Raw genomic sequence first — 16858 nt, 5'->3', positions numbered from 1 at the left:
GCATGATGAGCACAGGAATAATAATTAGAACATTCCTGATGGCCTGTGCTATGAGAAGAGGCTCACGGGTGTTGGGGTCTATATCGAACTGTTTTGGTACGCGCTCATGAGATTCTTCCTTTTTCTTGGTCCCCTGAGGTTCCGAGCCAGCCTGAGGCTCCAAGGACATCTTACCCTCAATACCTTCTAAGCCGTATAGCTGTGTATATTTGGGATCTTGATGGGCATTCTCCGGATTATTGCCCGATGCACTTTGCTTTTCCACGGGAGGCTGCGGATCATTATTATCAGTGGCTGAAAAATTCTTATCGGTGCTCATTGCTGTTCACCCTAATCTTTCTTCTGCGACCTAACGTTAACGCGCTGCCAAGGAATTTCTACAATCGGATCTTCATGGTGCTTCTTCAGGGTTTTTAAATCATCCGTTTCGTATATTGCATTCTTGAAACCAGATAAAGTATTATCTGGCGTTGGGCGTTTATCAGTATCCATATTTTTATTATGAGAGGATAGTTTTTTATTTTTCCAGTTATATATACTCACTACAATAATCGTGAAGATACTCATGATCGCTTCAAGGACGCAGGCACCTAGCATCCACTGTAATGGTCGGATATCGACATTTGAAGCCGTCACCTCTATAACGAACGATGTATAAAAAGTAGCAAGGGGCGCAACGATGAGCAGACTATAGATGTTTGTCCCCAAAACCCATGCGGTTTTGGTTCCCCGAATCATCTTTATACATGCCACAGTTTGCAGCAGAATATATACGATAAAGGGCGAAAAAAGGATGAGCATAAGAAGAAGTACTCGAAAATCAACATAACCAGAATCATTGGGAAGGGCGGAAATCATCACACCCTGGAGAAGCGTGGTTTCGAGCATTAGCCTAATAATCTGCACAGTTATAAAGATAGAAAGAAACAAGTTCCGCTTCTCAGTCGAATCTGCCTCAGATTCTTTCTCTATTTCATGAACGTTTTGAGCCCGGCCTATAGCAAACTCATCATTAACTATCGGAAAATTCTTATCGGTGCTCATAGTGCTCACCCTAATCTTTCTTCTGCGACCTAACGTTAACGTGCTGCCGGGGATTTTCAACGCTTAAATCTTTACGATGTTCCTTCAAAGGTGTTGAATCATCAACCAACTCGTACACCCTTCCCTGAGAACCGTGTAGAGTATCGGCATATATTCGAGGTTTAGCGACAGTAATCCTTTTGCCTTGAAAATCACGAAGATCATTCCTCTTGATTACATTCATCACGACGATCATGACGATGCTGATAACAGCTTCAAGAACGCAGGCACCTAGAAACCACCATAATAGTCCAATATCAACACCTGTTATGTCTGGAGCTGCCACCTGCAGCTTCATCATGAACCACGTATAGAAAGCACCAATAGGCGCAACAATCATCAGGCTATAAATGTTGATTCCTACAATCCAAGCGATCCGAGTTTCTTTCTTTGCCCGTGACCATGCCACAGCTTGCAAAATAAAATGCAAACCAAAAGGCAGGAAGAGAAGGAAACCTCCAAGACCAATAGTGAGCAAAGGGAGTAATGGCATTACTAACATGAACTCAAGAGCAGTCCTTATGGTCTGCACAGCTATAAGAGCAGGAGGAAACGAATTCTGCTTCTCAGCCGAATCCGTTTCAGATTCTTTCTCTATCTCATGAACATCTTGAGCCTGGATCGTTCCATGCTCAGGTTTTGGAAAGTTCTCATCAATAGTCATGGATTCACCCTAAGCTTATAGCCTGGGTATTCTGTGGAAGCTCCCTGAATATTCTCAAAAAACATTTTTGAATTTATCTAACAAGAAAAATAATCTTTATCTAAAAGCATTAGGATTCTAACGCCTTGTTGAGGGTTATTCATTAGGGGTGCCTCTTTAGGTGATAGTAAATCAGGAGCGCAGATTTTCTTTGGGAGAGGGGTCCATACTCCTGCTGTAAGTTTTTACTCCTGCTCTGTATGTTTGTCCTTTATGGTGTTCTGTCTTAATGAGCCCTCGCGTCAGTCATTGACAACCAGTTGTCATATGTGTAAACTGGTTGTCATAATTGCCGCTGGAGGAAAAATGGATGCTTCATTACTGAGTGAACTCGTGGTGCAGATCTTCCGTGTGAACGGAACACTCACCGCATGGGGAGACCGGTTCGCCGCCGAAAGCGGTCTCACAACTGCACGCTGGCAAGTATTAGGTGCAATCTCGATGGCGAAAGAACCGAGTACTTCTCCTCAAATCGCCGAACGTATGGGAATAACCCGGCAGGGTGTGCAAAAGCAGCTCAACCTCCTGCGGGATGAGGGGCTGGTTATGTCCGTCGAAAATCCCGCGCATAAACGTTCCCCGCGGTATTCCTTGACCGAACACGGCGAGCAGAAATTAGCGGAAATCCGAAAACGTTGGCGCCAACAGGTTCAGCAATGGAGCGGGGTACATCAGTATGAATCTGTTATTGCCGCTCTTGAAGTTCTCGATGTTTTATCTGAACAAATTAAGGAATAAAACAAATACGAAAAGCTACCGACGGAGACTTAGATATGAATCCCGTTTTGCTAACTATAAATACTATTTCTGCACTCGTAACAATCGCCAGTGCGGTATTGGCTCTGTGCCGCCCCGGGCTTATGGTTCACGCTTCTTCCGTTGACGCTAATACTCGTTTCTACGTATACATGTATGCTGTGCGCGCCATACCGGCTGGAATAGCTGTTCTTATTGCACCCTTCTATTTTCGAGGCGGTGCCGTCGCCCTGCTTCTTGTGACTTTTGCGGTCGTACAGGCGGGTGATGCATTTATCGGCTGGACCCGCAAAGAATGGGGCATGGTGTTCTTCCCCTCGCTCAGCGCGGCAGTCCACACGGTCGTTGCGCTTTCGATTCCGGGCGTATAGGGATAGACCTCAATGAAGGGAAGGATTGCCCGCAGGATATGCGCCCCCATGTGCACCGGCTCAGCCAGCGGTACTGGGACGCGGAGCTGTGCATCACAGAGGAAACCTGCTCCGAATGTACTCTGACCACTCGGTCCTTCTAAACAAAACTCTAGGTATTTCTGTCCTCAATCTGTAGTGTTAAAAAGAGCGTTGTACTCCCAAATACTTCGTGAATCTAGTCATCGAGTGAACATAAAAACGAGGAGGAAACCCATGAAACGCTTTGAAAACAAGACCATTCTGATTACCGGCGCGAGCAGCGGTATTGGTTTGGCGGGCGCAAAACGTCTGATCGAAGAGGGTGCACACGTTATTTTTACGGGCCGCACCGAAAGCCATGTGCAGGCTGCAGCAGCCGAGCTGGGCGATCACGCTACCGCCGTTCTGGATGATGTTTCAGATGGCAACACTTTGGAGCGCATCGTGCCTGTGGTGGAGCGAGCCGGTGCGTTGGATGGTTTGTGGCTCAACGCCGCATACGCAGCCGGAGGTCCTTTGGAAGAGATGGATCAGGCGACTCTCGACCAGATATTTAAGGTGAACGTGGTGGCACCGATGATCCAAATGGGCGCGCTTTCTCCATATGTGAAGGAAGGTGGTTCGGTGCTAGTGACGTCTTCGACGGCGGCCTATGAGGGAGCGCCTATAGTCTCTGCCTATGCCGCAACAAAAGCTGCTATTCTGGCGGCGGCGCGTGGATGGGCCTCCGAGCTTGCACCGCGCAATATTCGGGTGAATAGCCTGGTTCCCGGGCCGATTACGAGCAACCTGCGGTCGGTTCTTCCCGATGAGATGCGCGCCCAATTCGAGGAACGGCTTGCCGAGGCCGTTCTCCTCAAACGTGTGGGCGATGCGCGTGAAGCCGCCGCGGTCGCGCTATTCCTGCTCTCTGATGAGGCCAGCTACGTGACCGGCAGCTCGTATACGGTAGACGGCGGTCTGATCATGCAGTAGTGTTTTGCTGCTAGGCGGTGCGTGAATACGTGCATAGCTGTTTAGCCCTCGGTAAGCGCTAAAAAGTGCCTTTATGTGAATAAAACATTTTCTAACGCATCATTCACATAAAGGCATTTTTTGATCGAAAAGTGTGACGAAGATTTTTAGCTATATGAATATCTATATTTTTACTCAATTATGCGTGATGTACAAGGTTTCACAATACCTTGATGCCTAGAGTCGTATTCCCATTCCCAATCACACATGAGTTGTAGCACCGGTAGAAATGTTTGCCCTTCCGCGCTTAGTGTGTATTCCACTCTTGGTGGTACTTCCGCATATACAGTGCGTTCGATGAGCCCATCTTCTTCGAGCTGACGGAGCTGCTCAGTTAGCACTTTTGAACTGATCCCTTCAAGTAGCAGAAGTAGATCGCGGGTGCGTTTTGCCCCACCGCTCAAGTGGTAGAGAATGAGGCACTTATATTTGCCTCCCACCAGATTCATTGCCATCTCTATTGCAGAAATTTTTTTCATTAAAAACCTACCGTAAATACTTAAAACTTACCTAAAAGTATGTATAGAACCTATAAGTAAGTTATGTTTTAATGCATTTTTTGTACATTATACTGAATTTTGTAATCACCCGAAGAGAAAATGTTACCCATGACTTTGCAAGACCTTATACGTGACCGTCGCTCTACTCGATATTTTGACCCGGCCTGCCTGATAAGCCACGAGGAAATATACCGTCTTATTGATCTTGCTAACCAGGCTCCCAGCAGTAATAATTCGCAGCCGTGGCGGGTTGTGATCGTAACCGAGCAGCATTCACGCGAAAAGCTGTTGCCTATTGCGTATAACCAGCAGCAGATTATGACTGCATCGGCCGTGTTGATTCTGCTGGGTGATCGACAAGCATACTGCGCGGATAATTTGAGTCGAATACATCACGAAGAATATATTGCTGGATGCTTCTCCCAAGAAATCTGTGAGAGGCTGACCCGCGCCGCTATTGAATTTTATGAGCCGCGTAGCGAGCAGGAAATACAGAAATTTTTAGGTTTAGACTGCGGGCTCTGGGCGATGACTTTTATGTTGGCGGCGCAGGAAGCCGGGTGGAATACGGTACCTATGACGGGGTATCAGCGTGCAGAATTGCGTGAGATGCTGCGCCTGCCAAGCCGATATCTTGACATTATGATGATTGCTGTAGGCTCCGGAACACGAGAAGGACATCGTACTTTACGGCATGAGGCGGAGCGCGTAACGGTGTGGAATGCCCCTCCCTCAGAGCAACCTTAAGATCTCCGATTTGCCGCCCCGTATATGGTGGGATGCCGCTTTTCTATTCAGAAGTATCTTGCACATTCTATATGCATTTTGAATGCAAAACCTTCTCTATAGACGGGGTTACAGGGCTCACCCTACAATGAGGAATACCCGCCAGAAGACAATAAAAGGAGCGTGCACCGTGAAAACTCTAGGCATTATCGGCGGCATGAGCCCTGAGAGCACCACCCTGTACTATCGGATCATTAACCGTGAGGTCAACCGCTGCCTCGGAGGCAACCACAGCGCCGACATCGTGATGCACAGTGTAGATTTTGAGGAAGTCGTGCGCCTGCAAAAAAGCGGTGACTGGGAAGCCGCTGGGGCTCTGCTGGCGGCAAGCGCCACAAAACTTGAGGGTGCGGGTGCGCAGCTGTTGCTGGTGGCCACGAACACCATGCACAAGGTTGCCCCCGCGATAGAGCGTGCCACCACCGTACCGCTACTGCACGTAGTTGATGCCACCGCCACCGCCATCCAAAGGCAGGGGCTGCAGAGGGTGGGGCTGCTGGGCACAACCTTCACCATGAGCGACGGGTTCTACACCGAGCGCATGGCGGCGCAAGGAATCCAGACGATCGTGCCGGCTGAACCAGAACAGGCAGAGACTAACCGCATCATCTTTGAGCAGCTGTGCCTGGGCCATGTGGAGCCTGAAGCCGTGCAGTATCTTCAGCAGGTCATTACAGGGCTGAAGGAGCAGGGCGCCCAAGGCGTGATCCTGGGGTGCACCGAACTCTGCCTGGCAGTAGAAGCGGACAAGACCCCGCTGCCGGTCTTTGACAGCACCACCATTCACGCGCTCGCGGCAGTAGAGGCAGTGTTAACGCCGCCGCCTCCCGCATAAACCCCGCTTCTTGACCGAAATAAATAACTTGCTCCCCATGAAAAGACTAGCTGCAGCCCTTGAATATAAAGTTCCACCGCCACTTATTGGGGCACTGTGCGCCTTACTGATGTGGCTCATCTGCGGGGTGCCGCCGCTGACAGGAAGACCACCGCTGCTGCTGGTTCCCGCCCTTGCACTGGTTGTACTCGGCCTAACGGTGGACGCGGTGGGGGTGCTGTCATTTAGACGTGCCCGCACCACAGTGAACCCGTTCGCCCCCGAACGCACCGTAAACATTGTCTCCTCCGGAATATACCGTTTAAGCCGCAACCCCATGTACTTGGGTATGGCCTGCATACTTACCGGGTGGGCGGTGTGGCTGTGGCAGGTGCAGGCTGTGCTCGGGGTGGTGCTTTTCGTCGTCTGGATAACGCGTTTTCAGATTATTCCCGAAGAGCGGGTTCTCACCCAGAAATTCGGTACAGAATACCGGCAGTACCGCCAGCGGGTGCGGCGCTGGGTATAGCCCAGCACCTGCCAAAACTGTGTATGGCTGGCTTACGTACATACATCCTGCCAACCGAAACTCTGAATGGTTTGGGGACTCACTATCGTATGTGTGCCTTTTCAGGACCCCGGCGTCAAAGTCGTTGATGTGAAGCAGGCAGCCGCTTCTATGCCGAATACACGGGTCGAAATTTTTGAGCATCATAAACATTGGGTTCAGAAAGAGAGCCCCGAACGGTTTGTGGATATAGTGCGCGACTTCGTCGAAACATAACTCTTGTCATACTGAACGAACAGCATAAAAATGAACCCCGAGAAGCGCTTTGAGAACAAGACTTTCTGGTGATCGGTGGGAGTAGCAGTATCGGCCGGGCAGGCAAAAAACATCTCTGATTAGGGAAGACGCCCAGGTACTTTTACAGGTTGTACCAAAAACCACGTGTATGTTACTGCCGCAGCGGCGCTATTCTGGCTCTCTGGCGAGGCCAGCTACGTGACGGGAAGCTCATAGACGGTGGACGGTGGACTGATCATGCAGTAGCGTTTTGCTGCTAAACCGGTGTGCAAGTATACGCGGGCGGCTTAGGGCTGAGGAGGAGAGAGAGGTGAGCGATAAAAAGCTACTTAACACGGTCGCCCCGTTCACCAACTTCTGTATGCACATCCGAAAATGGAAGAGAGCAGCGCAGGTGTAAATCCCAAGTTCATAAAACGGTACCTTCGTCTGGAAATAGAGGAAACCGGGATTTTATCTGTAAAAAATGCAAAATATTGCAGATATTATAGATACCTTATAATCTGGGGTAACGGTCGTAAAGAGTTCAGGAGGTGCGCCGTGACTATTACAGACACGCTTGCCCAGCCCTTTGCAGAGGTCAGGCAAGATGCTGAGGAGCTCCGTGACGTCAAAATTTTGGCTGCGGAACTTGCTACAGCTGATGCAGAACATATTTCTGTTCAGGTGAGTATTGAGGGAGATAAAGCGAAGGAGCTTGGGCCTAAGCTGAATTCACTGATCGCAGAGATGATTACGATGCTTGCTAATGACCAGGAGCCTAGCCTGGTGAGCGTTCCACAAGAGTTAACGACGACAGTGGCCGCAAAGCGCCTTGGGATTTCCCGTCCAACTTTAATGAAGCTTATCCGTGAAGGGAAAATTCCAGCCCACAAAGTGCGCTCACACGTGCGTCTCTTAACGGCAGATGTTGATGCATTCCGTCAGAAGCAGCTTCAAAAGCAAATTGATGCCTTTAATAAACTTCGTGACTTCGAGCATGAAATGGGTCTCTAGGGTGAAAGAACGGGGCTAGCGTGGAGACGTACCGTGTTTTGCTTGATGCAAATATATTAATGTCCAAAACTTTACGAGATTGGATTCTAAAGTCTGCATTCTATTCGCAAGGTAGATTTCAAGTCCTAATTTCACAAGGAATATTAGACGAATGGGGAAACCATACACGGAACAACAACCCCACTCTCGATGAAGGAGTTATCGAAAAATGGCGTCGGCAGATCATTGAATCCTGTGGCGGCAATGATTGCATACTTCGAGGTTTTCCTGTACCTGAGGTGCCCAACTATCCCGACCCGGAGGATTTGCATGTTCATGCTGCTGCAATTGCAGGAAATGTTGATGCCTTAGCAACGAATGATAAAGCTCTTATCGCATACGGGCTTTCGGAGGCAGGCGAGAACTTAGGATACGACATTATGAGCGCTGATAATATCCTGATGCAGCTCGTGGATTTTACAACACCTGATTTTTGGGTTCAGTTATACCTCTCGGAGGTAAGGTATTGGTTAGACCGCCAGGGAAACGTTGATTTAATATCTCAGCTTCGCCAATCGCAGGCAGAAAAATTTGCTGATTATCTTTTGAAAAATATCGTCAATATGCCGCGTGTGCATATAACTGTTGACCGAATGATCGCAAAACGGTATAGATAAATCTGTGCGTTGTACCCTTAATCTATAGAAATGCTCTCCACACTTAGCAGAGAGCATTTCTATAGGAGAAGAACCAGAAGAACCTACTTCACGATGCGGTAGACCTTCGCTTCGTAGGGGCGCAGGGTGGTGCCCGCATCGGTCAGCGCGCCGGTATCATCCCGGTAGTTGGAGTGCACCAGTTCGACGGACGCCCCGGCTGCACGCGCATCATCCAGCAGCGAGAAGGTGCGCTCCACCGAATCAGACGTGAAGTTAGAAACCACGAGCAGAGACTGGTTCGCGTCGGTGCCGTCCGGGCCGCCGGTACGGGTGTAGGCGTACACCTGCTCATCCTCGGCATGAGGAACCTCAACCGAATCTACGGGTGCGAACGACCCGTATACCATCAGATCTTTGAGCTCACCGCGGCGCAGTTTCGCCAATTCCTGATAGTGGTAGAACACCGAATCCTGATCGTCCAGGGCAGCCTGCGCATTAATTTGCGGGTAGTTTGGGTTCACCTTCAGCCACGGTTCGACTCCCGCGTTCGTGAACCCACCGTTTGCCGAGTCGTCCCATTGCATTGGAGTGCGGGCGTTATCACGACCCTTAATGTAGATAGCGCGCATCGCATCCTCGTGGCTGAGCCGTTGATGATCCACGTGCATATCCTCGTAGAAACGAATCGAATCGCCGTCGCGGTAGTCCTCGATCGACTCGAATCGCACATTGGTCATGCCCAGTTCTTCACCCTGGTAAATATAGGGGGTTCCCTGCATAAAATGTAAGGTGGTTGCCAACTGCTTCGCTGAAAGTACCCGAAATTCGGGGGAATCGTTGCCGAACCGCGAGACCACGCGCGGCTGATCGTGGTTATTCCAGTACAGCGAACCCCACGCCTTGCCCTCAAGTTTCGTCTGCCACTCGTTCAGAATGCGCTTAAGCTCGGTTAGCTTATACGGCGCATACGACCACTTGCCGCCCAGCGAACCTTCGGGGTCGTTATCGACGCCCATGTGGTCGAAGTGGAAGAGCATCTGCAGTTCGCCCGCATCGTAGCCTGCCCACAGCTTCGCGTCCTCGGGGCTGGTCGCGCTCGTTTCGCCCACGGTCATCACATCGTACTTCGAGAACGCCTCACGGTTGAGCTCTTTCATCCACGGATGCACCATCGTGCCGTTCGCAATCACAAACGGGATCGACGACGTATGCTTCTCAAAATCGGTGGAAGGATCATCCGGGAAACCTTCGGGCTTAGAAATAATGTTGATGGCGTCCAGCCGGAAACCATCCACGCCCTTATCGAGCCACCAGCGCACCATCGCATACAGGTCTTCGCGCACCTTCGGGTTCGCCCAGTTCAGATCGGGCTGTTCCTTGAAGAAAATGTGCAGGTAGAACTGTTGCGTGGCTTCATCCCACTCCCAGGCGGAGCCACCGAATTCGGAAGCCCAGTTATTCGGAGGAATCGGGGCGCCATTCTCATCAAACCCGTTGGGGTCTTTCCAAATGTAGTAGTCGCGGTACGGGTTATCCTTTGAGGAACGAGACTGCACAAACCACGGATGCTGATCCGAAGTATGGTTCGCCACCAAATCCATCAGAATTTTAATGCCGTGCTCATGTGCGGTCGCCAGCAGCTCATCGAAATCTTCCATTGTTCCGAAATCGCTCATAATGTCGAAGTAGTCGGAAATATCGTAACCGTTATCAACGTTCGGCGAATCAAACACGGGGGAGAGCCAGATAACATTAATGCCCAGTTTCGCCAGGTACGGGATTTTTTCGGTAATACCGGGCAGGTCGCCGATACCGTCGCCATTAGAGTCGTTGAAGGAACGCGGGTACACCTGGTAGACCACCGCTTCCTTCCACCACTGCCGCCCGGCGTAGGAAGGAACCGCACGCTCTTCAGTCGTGGTTTCACTACTCATCAGAAGCCTTTCGTTAAGGGTTGCGTCGTGTGGCTTAGTGGGGAACCCCGTAAGCCGCATTGCCGCAGGTATGTCTGTAAAATTTTTAGTCAGGATGCGCCAGCGCGCCACTCGCCGCGCACTCTACGCCCTACCGGTACAGATACACTTTTGCCTCATAGGGTCGCAGAGTGGTGCCTTCGTCCGTGAACTCGCCGTGCTCATTTCGGTAGTTTGAGCTGATCAGTTCGGGCGCTTCTCCCATGGCCGCAAGCTCCTCAATTTTCAGCACACCCGGGTTCTTGAGCGCCAAGGAAGCGAGCTGACCGTCTGCATAGGGCAAAGACAGTGTTTCTTGGGTGAAATTAGCAACCACCAGCAGGGCGCGCTCGCCGGATACGGCGGCATCCTCCGCTGAATTCACACGCAGGTAAGCGTACACCTGCTCATCCTCGAGGTTGAGCACACGGTATTCGCCAGTGAGCACGATGGGGTGCTCTTTGCGCAGGTGAATGAGGTCGCTGTAGTGATAGAAAATAGAATCATCGTTCGCCAATTCTTCGGCGGCGTTAATGTCGGTATACCGCGGGTTCACCTTCAGCCACGGGGTGCCGGTCGTAAAGCCCGCGTTTTCGCTCGCATCCCACTGCATGGGTGTTCGCGCATTATCTCGACCCGAAGCACTGATGTACCGCAGCATATCCTCGGGGCTAACCCGCTGGGACTCCACCACGTATTTACGCCAGGAATCATGGATTTCTAGGTCATTGTAGTCATCTACCGAGTCGAAGAAAACATTGGTCATCCCCAGCTCTTCACCCTGATAGATGTATGGAGTTCCCTGCATCATGTGCAGAACCGTGCCGAGCATCTTACCGCTGACCTCACGGAACTCGGGGGAGTCATTGCCGAAACGTGAAACCGTTCGCGGCTGGTCATGGTTATTCCAGTACAGCGAATTCCATCCGCGACCGTGCAGCCCCGTCTGCCAGTGGCTGAGAACCTTCTTCAAATCCACCAGGTTAAAACGAGTATCCGACCATTTGCCGGTAGCGCCGCCTGCGCTGGCATCCACATCCATATGCTCGAACTGGAACACCATCTGCAGTTCGTGGCGGTCAAAACCTGTGTACAGGGCGGCATCTTCCACGCTCACGCAGGGAGTCTCACCCACGGTCATCACCGGGTACTTGCTGAGTACCTCGCGGTTCATTTCGCGCAGGAACTCGTGCACACGCGGACCGTTCGCGGCCACCGCCAGAGAATTATCTAGCCCTCCTGCGGTGACGGCGGGGTCATCCGGGAAGGAAAGATCCTTAGAAATCAGGTTGATAACATCCATGCGGAAACCGTCGACGCCCTTATCAAGCCAGAACCGCATAATGTCGTAGACCTCTTCACGTACTTTCGGGTTTTCCCAGTTGAGGTCGGGCTGCTTCACCGAAAAATAGTGCAGATAGAACTGCTGAGTGCCCTCGTCCCATTCCCAGACCGACGGTGAGAAACAGGAAATCCAGTTATTCGGCGGAATCGGGGTGCCGTCTTCAGAAAACCCGGCAGGGTCACGCCACACATAGTAGTCGCGGTACGGGTTATCCTTCGCAGAACGTGCCTGACGGAACCATTCGTGCTCATCCGAAGTGTGGTTCACCACCAAATCCATCATGAGCTTGATGCCGTGCTCATGTGCGGTCGCCAGCAGCTCGTCGAAGTCAGCCATTGTGCCGAACTCGGTCATAATCGCCCGATAATCCGAAATATCGTAGCCATTATCGTCATTCGGCGAAGCATAGATTGGGGAAAGCCAGATAACATCTATACCCAGCTTCGCCAGATACGGAATTTTTTCGGTAATACCGGGCAGATCGCCGATGCCGTCGCCATTGGAGTCGTTGAAGGAACGCGGGTAAATCTGGTACACAACGGGCTGTTGCCACCACTGAATTTCGGTTTTCATGAGCTGTCCTTCCACGGAATACGTATCTTAAAATCTGAAGGCGGAAACGCGCTAAGCTGCGAAACCCCTAAGGTCGCCGCACTATCCGGGCTGTACCTGCGGCGGCGGCACGGGGTGCATCCTGGCAGTGGGCTCGAAACTCGACTCGTCAAGCTCCACCAACACGCCACTGTGATCGGAAATCGCCTTAGGAGAATTATCGCGGAATACCACCGCATGCGAAAGTACCTTCACCGCGCGGTCGGCAAACACGAAGTCAATTCGCTTGGCTTCCTCTTGCCCTTCCCACCCGGCAATACCGCGATGTACGGTGAACTCACCATCGGTACGCTCGGCAATCTCACGGGTATCCACCAGGTTAGAAGAAAGTACAAGGTCGTACCCTTCGCCACGCGCCTGCGCCGCCGTGTTGAAATCGCCGCCCAGCAGAACGGGCGCATCCTGACCGCACTCGGTGAGAGCCTGCGAAAGCCGCGCAAACTCCTGTGCGAAAAGTGGTTCGCCCTGAAAATCCCACCACGACATATGGGTGCTTGCACACCACACGGAACCCGCATCAGTACCAACCCGAACCGCTAGAGAAGACCTGCGCTCCACCTGATCGTAGTCATACTGCGGGCTCATCACAATAGGCTCGATGCGCTCGATAGGCATACGAGAGAGTACAGCTACGCATTCGTCATACCGTTCCCATCCAATATGGGTTTCGGTTAGCGCCCATTCGTACTGAACCCCTAAATCAGCCAGGAACCGCACGAGCAGAAGTGCGTAATTATCCTCGCGGATAGGAATACTGGCCCCGCCTTGGTACCCCAGTGGCGTATCCACAATAGGGGAGTGCAGGTACTGATTCACCTCCTGCAACGCAATAACATCAACCCGATGGTGGGCAATGAAACGGGCAAGCTCGTGAATTTTAACGATCTGGTGAGGCTCGCACCAGCTGTGAGTGTTAAGAGTAAGAAAACGCATCGTCTCTAGAAATATAAAGGTGAGGGGACAACACGCGGTTCTCGCCCTCTGCACTTCGTGAAAATGTCGGTGGAAAGCTACTTTTATATGCTAACCATTTGCATGGTCAATAACGCAGCAAAATACTCACCGGAAACACCAATACTTTTACCCGGTACTGGGACATGTTTCGGGTTCTGAAAAACTATGCCAAAAAACCCGATCAAGGAGGTTTTAGTCCGTAAAAGATGACATGATATTGCTATTAAATAAAACATTGCACCACACGCGCGGGCGCATCGCGCGGTAATTCCTGGCCAACACACGGCAGACACCTAGGCGCCCGCTCACTCTCAACCAGAAAGGGCGTCAGCCTTATGATGGAAAAATTCAGAGGTTCGGGTCCGCCATGTTGGCGCCCGTGCTTCTTTTCGCCTTCGCTGGCCTAGCGGTCGGTATCGGCACCGTTGCCACCCTCCCAAATATTGTTGGCGATCTCGCGAACGAAGATACCTTCTGGTACCAAGCGTGGACTGTTTGGCTTGACGGCGCATGGACCGTTTTCCGGCAAATAGAGCTCCTTTTCGTGCTGGGTCTGCCGATTGCGCTCGCAAAGACCGCAAACGCTCGTGCCGTCCTCGAAGCCGGAATGGTCTATCTGACCTTCAACTATTTGGTGGCCGGTATGCTGAATTTCTGGGGCCAAGGCGGTTCGGGATTCTTCCAGCTGGATTACAACACCTCTATTTCGCTAGATAACTCGGATTCTTACGGTACCGGTCTGAAAATTATCGCCGGTATTAAGACGATTGATACCGGTATTTTCGGCGCTATCATCATTTCCGCGATCGTGGTGTGGGTCCATAACCGATACTTCGATAAGAAGCTGCCCGACTTCCTCGGTATTTTCCAGGGCACCCAGTTCGTCTACGCGATCTGCTTCTTCCTGATGATGCCCATCGCCTTTATCTTCGCGTGGCTGTGGCCTTACGCTCAGCATGGTATCGCAAGCATGCAGGGCTTCTTCATCGCCTCCGGCGCGTTAGGCGTGTGGATCTACACTTTCTTGGAGCGCATCCTGATTCCAACCGGCCTGCACCACTTCATCTACTCGCCGTTCATGTTCGGTAACGCTGTGACCCCGAACGGCATCGTGAAGGATTGGCCGACCCACATCAGCGAATTTGCCAAGAGCGACAAGCCTCTGCGCGAGCTCTTCCCCGGCGGCGGTTTCGCACTGCACGGTAACTCGAAGATCTTCGCGCCCCTCGGTATCTCGGCCGCCTTCTACACCACGGCACGCCGTGAGAAGCGTAAAGAAGTTCTCGCCCTGCTGATCCCGGTGACCCTCACCGCAATGCTGATCGGTATTACCGAGCCGCTGGAGTTTACCTTCCTGTTCGTGGCACCCCCGCTGTTCGCTGTTCACGCGGTGCTGGCGGCTTCGATGGCGTCGATCATGTACATGCTTGGCCTCTCAGGCAACATGGGTGGTGGCTTGCTTGATAACTTCCTCTTCCTCAACTGGGTTCCGCTGTGGCAGAACCACTGGCCTACCTACCTTATGCAGATCGGCGTGGGTCTGTCCTTCACCGTCATCTACTTCTTGCTCTTCCGATTCCTCATTCTGAAGTTCGATTTCAAGACCCCGGGTCGCGAGGCTGAGGGTGGCGAAACGAAGCTGTACTCGAAAGCCGAATACAAGGCCGCGAAGGCAGCCGAGAAGAAGGGTGCCGCATCCGCAGATGACGCTGGCGATGCAGATCTGTATGCCCCGCGAGCGGCAGGATTCCTCGAACTGCTTGGCGGTGCCGATAACATCACCACGGTGAACAACTGTGCTACTCGCCTGCGTGTCTCGGTGGCGGATGAATCCCTGGTTGATACTTCGGATGCTGCCTTCAAGGATGCCGGAGCCCTCGGTATTGTGCGCAAGGGCAAGGCATTCCAGGTGATTGTGGGTATGGACGTTCCGCAGGTTCGCGAGCGTTTTGAAACCATGGTGAACACCAAAGAGTAAGGTTATATTCACCTTCTAGGGAAACCTACCGAGCTCCTGAATCGAAGACGTTGTAATATTTATGTATTGCGCGTTTTCGATTCAGGAGCTTTTGAGTGGATTTACAAGATGTGGTGAACGCGAACCAACACAGGTTCAGCGATACCGAACGCGATATTTTGGCGTTCATGCTTGAAAACGAAGAATTTGTTGCGGAGGCGACTATCAACTCCCTCGCGCACAAGACCTATACTTCAACCAGCTCCATTATTAGGCTCACCAAGAAGCTCAATTTTTCGGGTTTTGCCGAGCTGAAATACTTCATCAAATCTTCCCTGACGAAGTCGGAACCCTATAACCCGCGTTTTATCGAAAGCGGCCGCGAAGATATTTTGCGCACCTACGATTACCTGGAACATATGGAGCTTTCCGGGCTTTTGAGGAAACTTCATACGGCGCGCACAATCTACTGTTTCGGAACTGGGTACGCGCAACGAAACGCGGTACAAGAATTTGCTAAGTCTATGCAGGTCTGCGGCAAATTCTGCCATGTGATTCCTGCACGCAATGAATTTGAAAGCACCATGAGCGCTATGAATCAGGACGATGTCGTGATTCTTGTCTCCTTCTCAGGACAGACTGAAAATATGCGCGAACACGTCAAAATGCTGGCACTGCGGAAAATCCCCATGATCGCAATTACCGCTATTGGCGTGAACTTTATGTCCTCCTACGCCGAGTACTCACTGCACTACCAAACCACCCCCACCCAGTTGAGTACCCAGCGCAAGCCTTACCACTCGTTCGTGGCGCTCTCAGTGCTTTTGGACTATATTGTGCGCCGGTATATCGACCATGTTGAAACCCAACAGCGCGGCAACTCCACCAAAACAGCGCAGGTTCTTGAAAGTTCTGAATTTAGCGCCGAAACCGGGGCACTCGACGTCGCCGATATACGTGCCCAAGCTGGTGCAGCAGCTATCGATCGGCAGCACACAGACCCATCGGAGACCTAGCCCGTGATCGCAATCCTCGAACTTATCAATAATCCGCAGAAAATGCGTCGATACCTTTTCTGGTATCTCATCATCATGCCCCTGGCGCTCTTTGCGTGGATTCTGTTGGGCGCCGCCAACTCCGGCTTGGATTTCAAAGCTGCGATCAATATTCCGTTTTATGCTGTAGCATTTTTGAACGGGTGCCTGTCGATTCTATTCGCGGGACTACTCAAATTTGCTGCGAGCGAGAATGAACACACCGAACGCATGATTGCCTTCTATACCCTGGTGATGCTGGTGTTTGCAGGGAACCTGCCCGGTGCCCTGCTTGCGTTCTTCCTTTGGTGGGCACTGCGCGAGGCTCCTGAGGAACCCTTCGCCCCCAATTATCGATGGGTTTTTATCGCCTCAATGATTTTCCTCGGGCTGGTAACCCTTCTCGTACTTTTCGCAAATATACGCCTCTGGTCGGCATGATAACGGTACGTGAGGAACGCCCGTTCCCCGGCCTGATCCGTGGAAAAGCACACCGGATACACGGGAATTAGCTAGA

General features: G+C 51.6%; 18 protein-coding genes and 1 pseudogene. 12 read left to right on the top strand and 7 right to left on the bottom strand.

The window, feature by feature from the left end; all coding sequences use genetic code 11:
• The 3 genes and pseudogenes from HMPREF2609_RS10450 to HMPREF2609_RS10440 form a co-directional block, all read right to left on the bottom strand.
• Positions 1–319 (bottom strand): annotated as a pseudogene (locus HMPREF2609_RS10450) (uracil phosphoribosyltransferase); the annotation flags it as partial.
• A gap of 11 nt (positions 320–330) precedes the next feature.
• Complete coding sequence (locus HMPREF2609_RS10445) at positions 331–1044, bottom strand: hypothetical protein (RefSeq protein WP_070536819.1); 714 nt, start codon at positions 1042–1044, stop codon at positions 331–333.
• 10 nt (positions 1045–1054) lie between these two features.
• Positions 1055–1747, bottom strand: coding sequence for a hypothetical protein (locus HMPREF2609_RS10440; protein WP_070536813.1), 693 nt, complete (start codon positions 1745–1747; stop codon positions 1055–1057).
• A 306-nt stretch (positions 1748–2053) separates the two neighbouring features.
• On the opposite strand from HMPREF2609_RS10440, the gene HMPREF2609_RS10435 reads away from it, so the two are divergent.
• The 3 genes from HMPREF2609_RS10435 (at position 2054) to HMPREF2609_RS10425 (ending at position 3909) form a co-directional block, all read left to right on the top strand.
• The gene (locus tag HMPREF2609_RS10435) at positions 2054–2524 is read left to right on the top strand and encodes a MarR family winged helix-turn-helix transcriptional regulator (RefSeq protein ID WP_246825653.1); all 471 of its coding nucleotides are present in this window, start codon (positions 2054–2056) and stop codon (positions 2522–2524) included.
• Positions 2525–2559: 35 nt separating this feature from the next.
• The gene (locus tag HMPREF2609_RS10430) at positions 2560–2913 is read left to right on the top strand and encodes a hypothetical protein (RefSeq protein ID WP_070448733.1); all 354 of its coding nucleotides are present in this window, start codon (positions 2560–2562) and stop codon (positions 2911–2913) included.
• Between the two features lie 255 nt (positions 2914–3168).
• Positions 3169–3909 carry an SDR family NAD(P)-dependent oxidoreductase gene (locus HMPREF2609_RS10425; protein WP_070536809.1) on the top strand — a complete coding sequence of 247 codons (741 nt, stop codon included), beginning with the start codon at positions 3169–3171 and terminating at the stop codon, positions 3907–3909.
• A 170-nt stretch (positions 3910–4079) separates the two neighbouring features.
• Here HMPREF2609_RS10425 and HMPREF2609_RS10420 read toward each other — a convergent pair whose 3' ends face one another.
• Positions 4080–4427, bottom strand: a complete 348-nt coding sequence (locus tag HMPREF2609_RS10420; RefSeq protein ID WP_070536807.1) for a winged helix-turn-helix transcriptional regulator — start codon at positions 4425–4427, stop codon at positions 4080–4082.
• Between the two features lie 129 nt (positions 4428–4556).
• Here HMPREF2609_RS10420 and HMPREF2609_RS10415 point away from each other — a divergent pair, with 129 nt between their 5' ends.
• From HMPREF2609_RS10415 to HMPREF2609_RS10390, 6 genes are all read left to right on the top strand, one after another.
• A complete protein-coding gene (locus tag HMPREF2609_RS10415) occupies positions 4557–5195 on the top strand; it encodes a nitroreductase family protein (protein WP_070536805.1) in 639 nt (212 codons plus the stop codon).
• A 169-nt stretch (positions 5196–5364) separates the two neighbouring features.
• Entirely contained in the window at positions 5365–6069 is a 705-nt protein-coding gene (locus tag HMPREF2609_RS10410) for an aspartate/glutamate racemase family protein (RefSeq protein WP_048754919.1), read from the top strand.
• 37 nt (positions 6070–6106) lie between these two features.
• Positions 6107–6577, top strand: coding sequence for a methyltransferase family protein (locus HMPREF2609_RS10405; protein WP_048754918.1), 471 nt, complete (start codon positions 6107–6109; stop codon positions 6575–6577).
• 93 nt (positions 6578–6670) lie between these two features.
• Entirely contained in the window at positions 6671–6832 is a 162-nt protein-coding gene (locus HMPREF2609_RS10400) for an alpha/beta fold hydrolase (RefSeq protein WP_239664749.1), read from the top strand.
• Positions 6833–7393: 561 nt separating this feature from the next.
• Positions 7394–7849 carry a helix-turn-helix domain-containing protein gene (locus HMPREF2609_RS10730; protein WP_048754916.1) on the top strand — a complete coding sequence of 152 codons (456 nt, stop codon included), beginning with the start codon at positions 7394–7396 and terminating at the stop codon, positions 7847–7849.
• A gap of 20 nt (positions 7850–7869) precedes the next feature.
• A complete protein-coding gene (locus HMPREF2609_RS10390; protein WP_048754915.1) occupies positions 7870–8505 on the top strand; it encodes a PIN domain-containing protein in 636 nt (211 codons plus the stop codon).
• 83 nt (positions 8506–8588) lie between these two features.
• Here HMPREF2609_RS10390 and HMPREF2609_RS10385 read toward each other — a convergent pair whose 3' ends face one another.
• The 3 genes from HMPREF2609_RS10385 to HMPREF2609_RS10375 form a co-directional block, all read right to left on the bottom strand.
• Positions 8589–10421, bottom strand: coding sequence for a glycoside hydrolase family 13 protein (locus HMPREF2609_RS10385; protein ID WP_070536802.1), 1833 nt, complete (start codon positions 10419–10421; stop codon positions 8589–8591).
• Between the two features lie 130 nt (positions 10422–10551).
• Positions 10552–12357, bottom strand: a complete 1806-nt coding sequence (locus HMPREF2609_RS10380) for a glycoside hydrolase family 13 protein (protein WP_070536799.1) — start codon at positions 12355–12357, stop codon at positions 10552–10554.
• An 81-nt stretch (positions 12358–12438) separates the two neighbouring features.
• Positions 12439–13329 (bottom strand): endonuclease/exonuclease/phosphatase family protein, encoded by an 891-nt coding sequence (locus tag HMPREF2609_RS10375; protein ID WP_070536797.1) that lies wholly within the window; start codon positions 13327–13329, stop codon positions 12439–12441.
• A 292-nt stretch (positions 13330–13621) separates the two neighbouring features.
• On the opposite strand from HMPREF2609_RS10375, the gene HMPREF2609_RS10370 reads away from it, so the two are divergent.
• From HMPREF2609_RS10370 to HMPREF2609_RS10360, 3 genes are all read left to right on the top strand, one after another.
• The gene (locus HMPREF2609_RS10370) at positions 13622–15328 is read left to right on the top strand and encodes an alpha-glucoside-specific PTS transporter subunit IIBC (protein WP_371326048.1); all 1707 of its coding nucleotides are present in this window, start codon (positions 13622–13624) and stop codon (positions 15326–15328) included.
• Between the two features lie 95 nt (positions 15329–15423).
• Positions 15424–16323 carry a MurR/RpiR family transcriptional regulator gene (locus tag HMPREF2609_RS10365; RefSeq protein WP_048754912.1) on the top strand — a complete coding sequence of 300 codons (900 nt, stop codon included), beginning with the start codon at positions 15424–15426 and terminating at the stop codon, positions 16321–16323.
• A 3-nt stretch (positions 16324–16326) separates the two neighbouring features.
• The gene (locus HMPREF2609_RS10360; RefSeq protein WP_004005199.1) at positions 16327–16782 is read left to right on the top strand and encodes a hypothetical protein; all 456 of its coding nucleotides are present in this window, start codon (positions 16327–16329) and stop codon (positions 16780–16782) included.
• Positions 16783–16858: the final 76 nt, after the last annotated feature.

It is taken from the genome of Rothia sp. HMSC058E10, assembly GCF_001809415.1.
In the GTDB taxonomy this organism is placed as follows: Bacteria; Actinomycetota; Actinomycetes; order Actinomycetales; family Micrococcaceae; genus Rothia; species Rothia dentocariosa.
This window is presented reverse-complemented; position numbering and strand designations above follow the sequence as displayed.

What these genes read in the sequence shown, in the direction of transcription:
- HMPREF2609_RS10445 (WP_070536819.1), bottom strand. Translation starts at nt 1,044, where the DNA reads ATGAGCACCGATAAGAATTTTCCGATAGTTAATGATGAGTTTGCTATA.
- HMPREF2609_RS10440 (WP_070536813.1), bottom strand. Translation starts at nt 1,747, where the DNA reads ATGACTATTGATGAGAACTTTCCAAAACCTGAGCATGGAACGATCCAG.
- HMPREF2609_RS10435 (WP_246825653.1), top strand. Translation starts at nt 2,054, where the DNA reads ATGTGTAAACTGGTTGTCATAATTGCCGCTGGAGGAAAAATGGATGCT.
- HMPREF2609_RS10430 (WP_070448733.1), top strand. Translation starts at nt 2,560, where the DNA reads ATGAATCCCGTTTTGCTAACTATAAATACTATTTCTGCACTCGTAACA.
- HMPREF2609_RS10425 (WP_070536809.1), top strand. Translation starts at nt 3,169, where the DNA reads ATGAAACGCTTTGAAAACAAGACCATTCTGATTACCGGCGCGAGCAGC.
- HMPREF2609_RS10420 (WP_070536807.1), bottom strand. Translation starts at nt 4,427, where the DNA reads ATGAAAAAAATTTCTGCAATAGAGATGGCAATGAATCTGGTGGGAGGC.
- HMPREF2609_RS10415 (WP_070536805.1), top strand. Translation starts at nt 4,557, where the DNA reads ATGACTTTGCAAGACCTTATACGTGACCGTCGCTCTACTCGATATTTT.
- HMPREF2609_RS10405 (WP_048754918.1), top strand. Translation starts at nt 6,107, where the DNA reads ATGAAAAGACTAGCTGCAGCCCTTGAATATAAAGTTCCACCGCCACTT.
- HMPREF2609_RS10385 (WP_070536802.1), bottom strand. Translation starts at nt 10,421, where the DNA reads ATGAGTAGTGAAACCACGACTGAAGAGCGTGCGGTTCCTTCCTACGCC.
- HMPREF2609_RS10380 (WP_070536799.1), bottom strand. Translation starts at nt 12,357, where the DNA reads ATGAAAACCGAAATTCAGTGGTGGCAACAGCCCGTTGTGTACCAGATT.
- HMPREF2609_RS10375 (WP_070536797.1), bottom strand. Translation starts at nt 13,329, where the DNA reads ATGCGTTTTCTTACTCTTAACACTCACAGCTGGTGCGAGCCTCACCAG.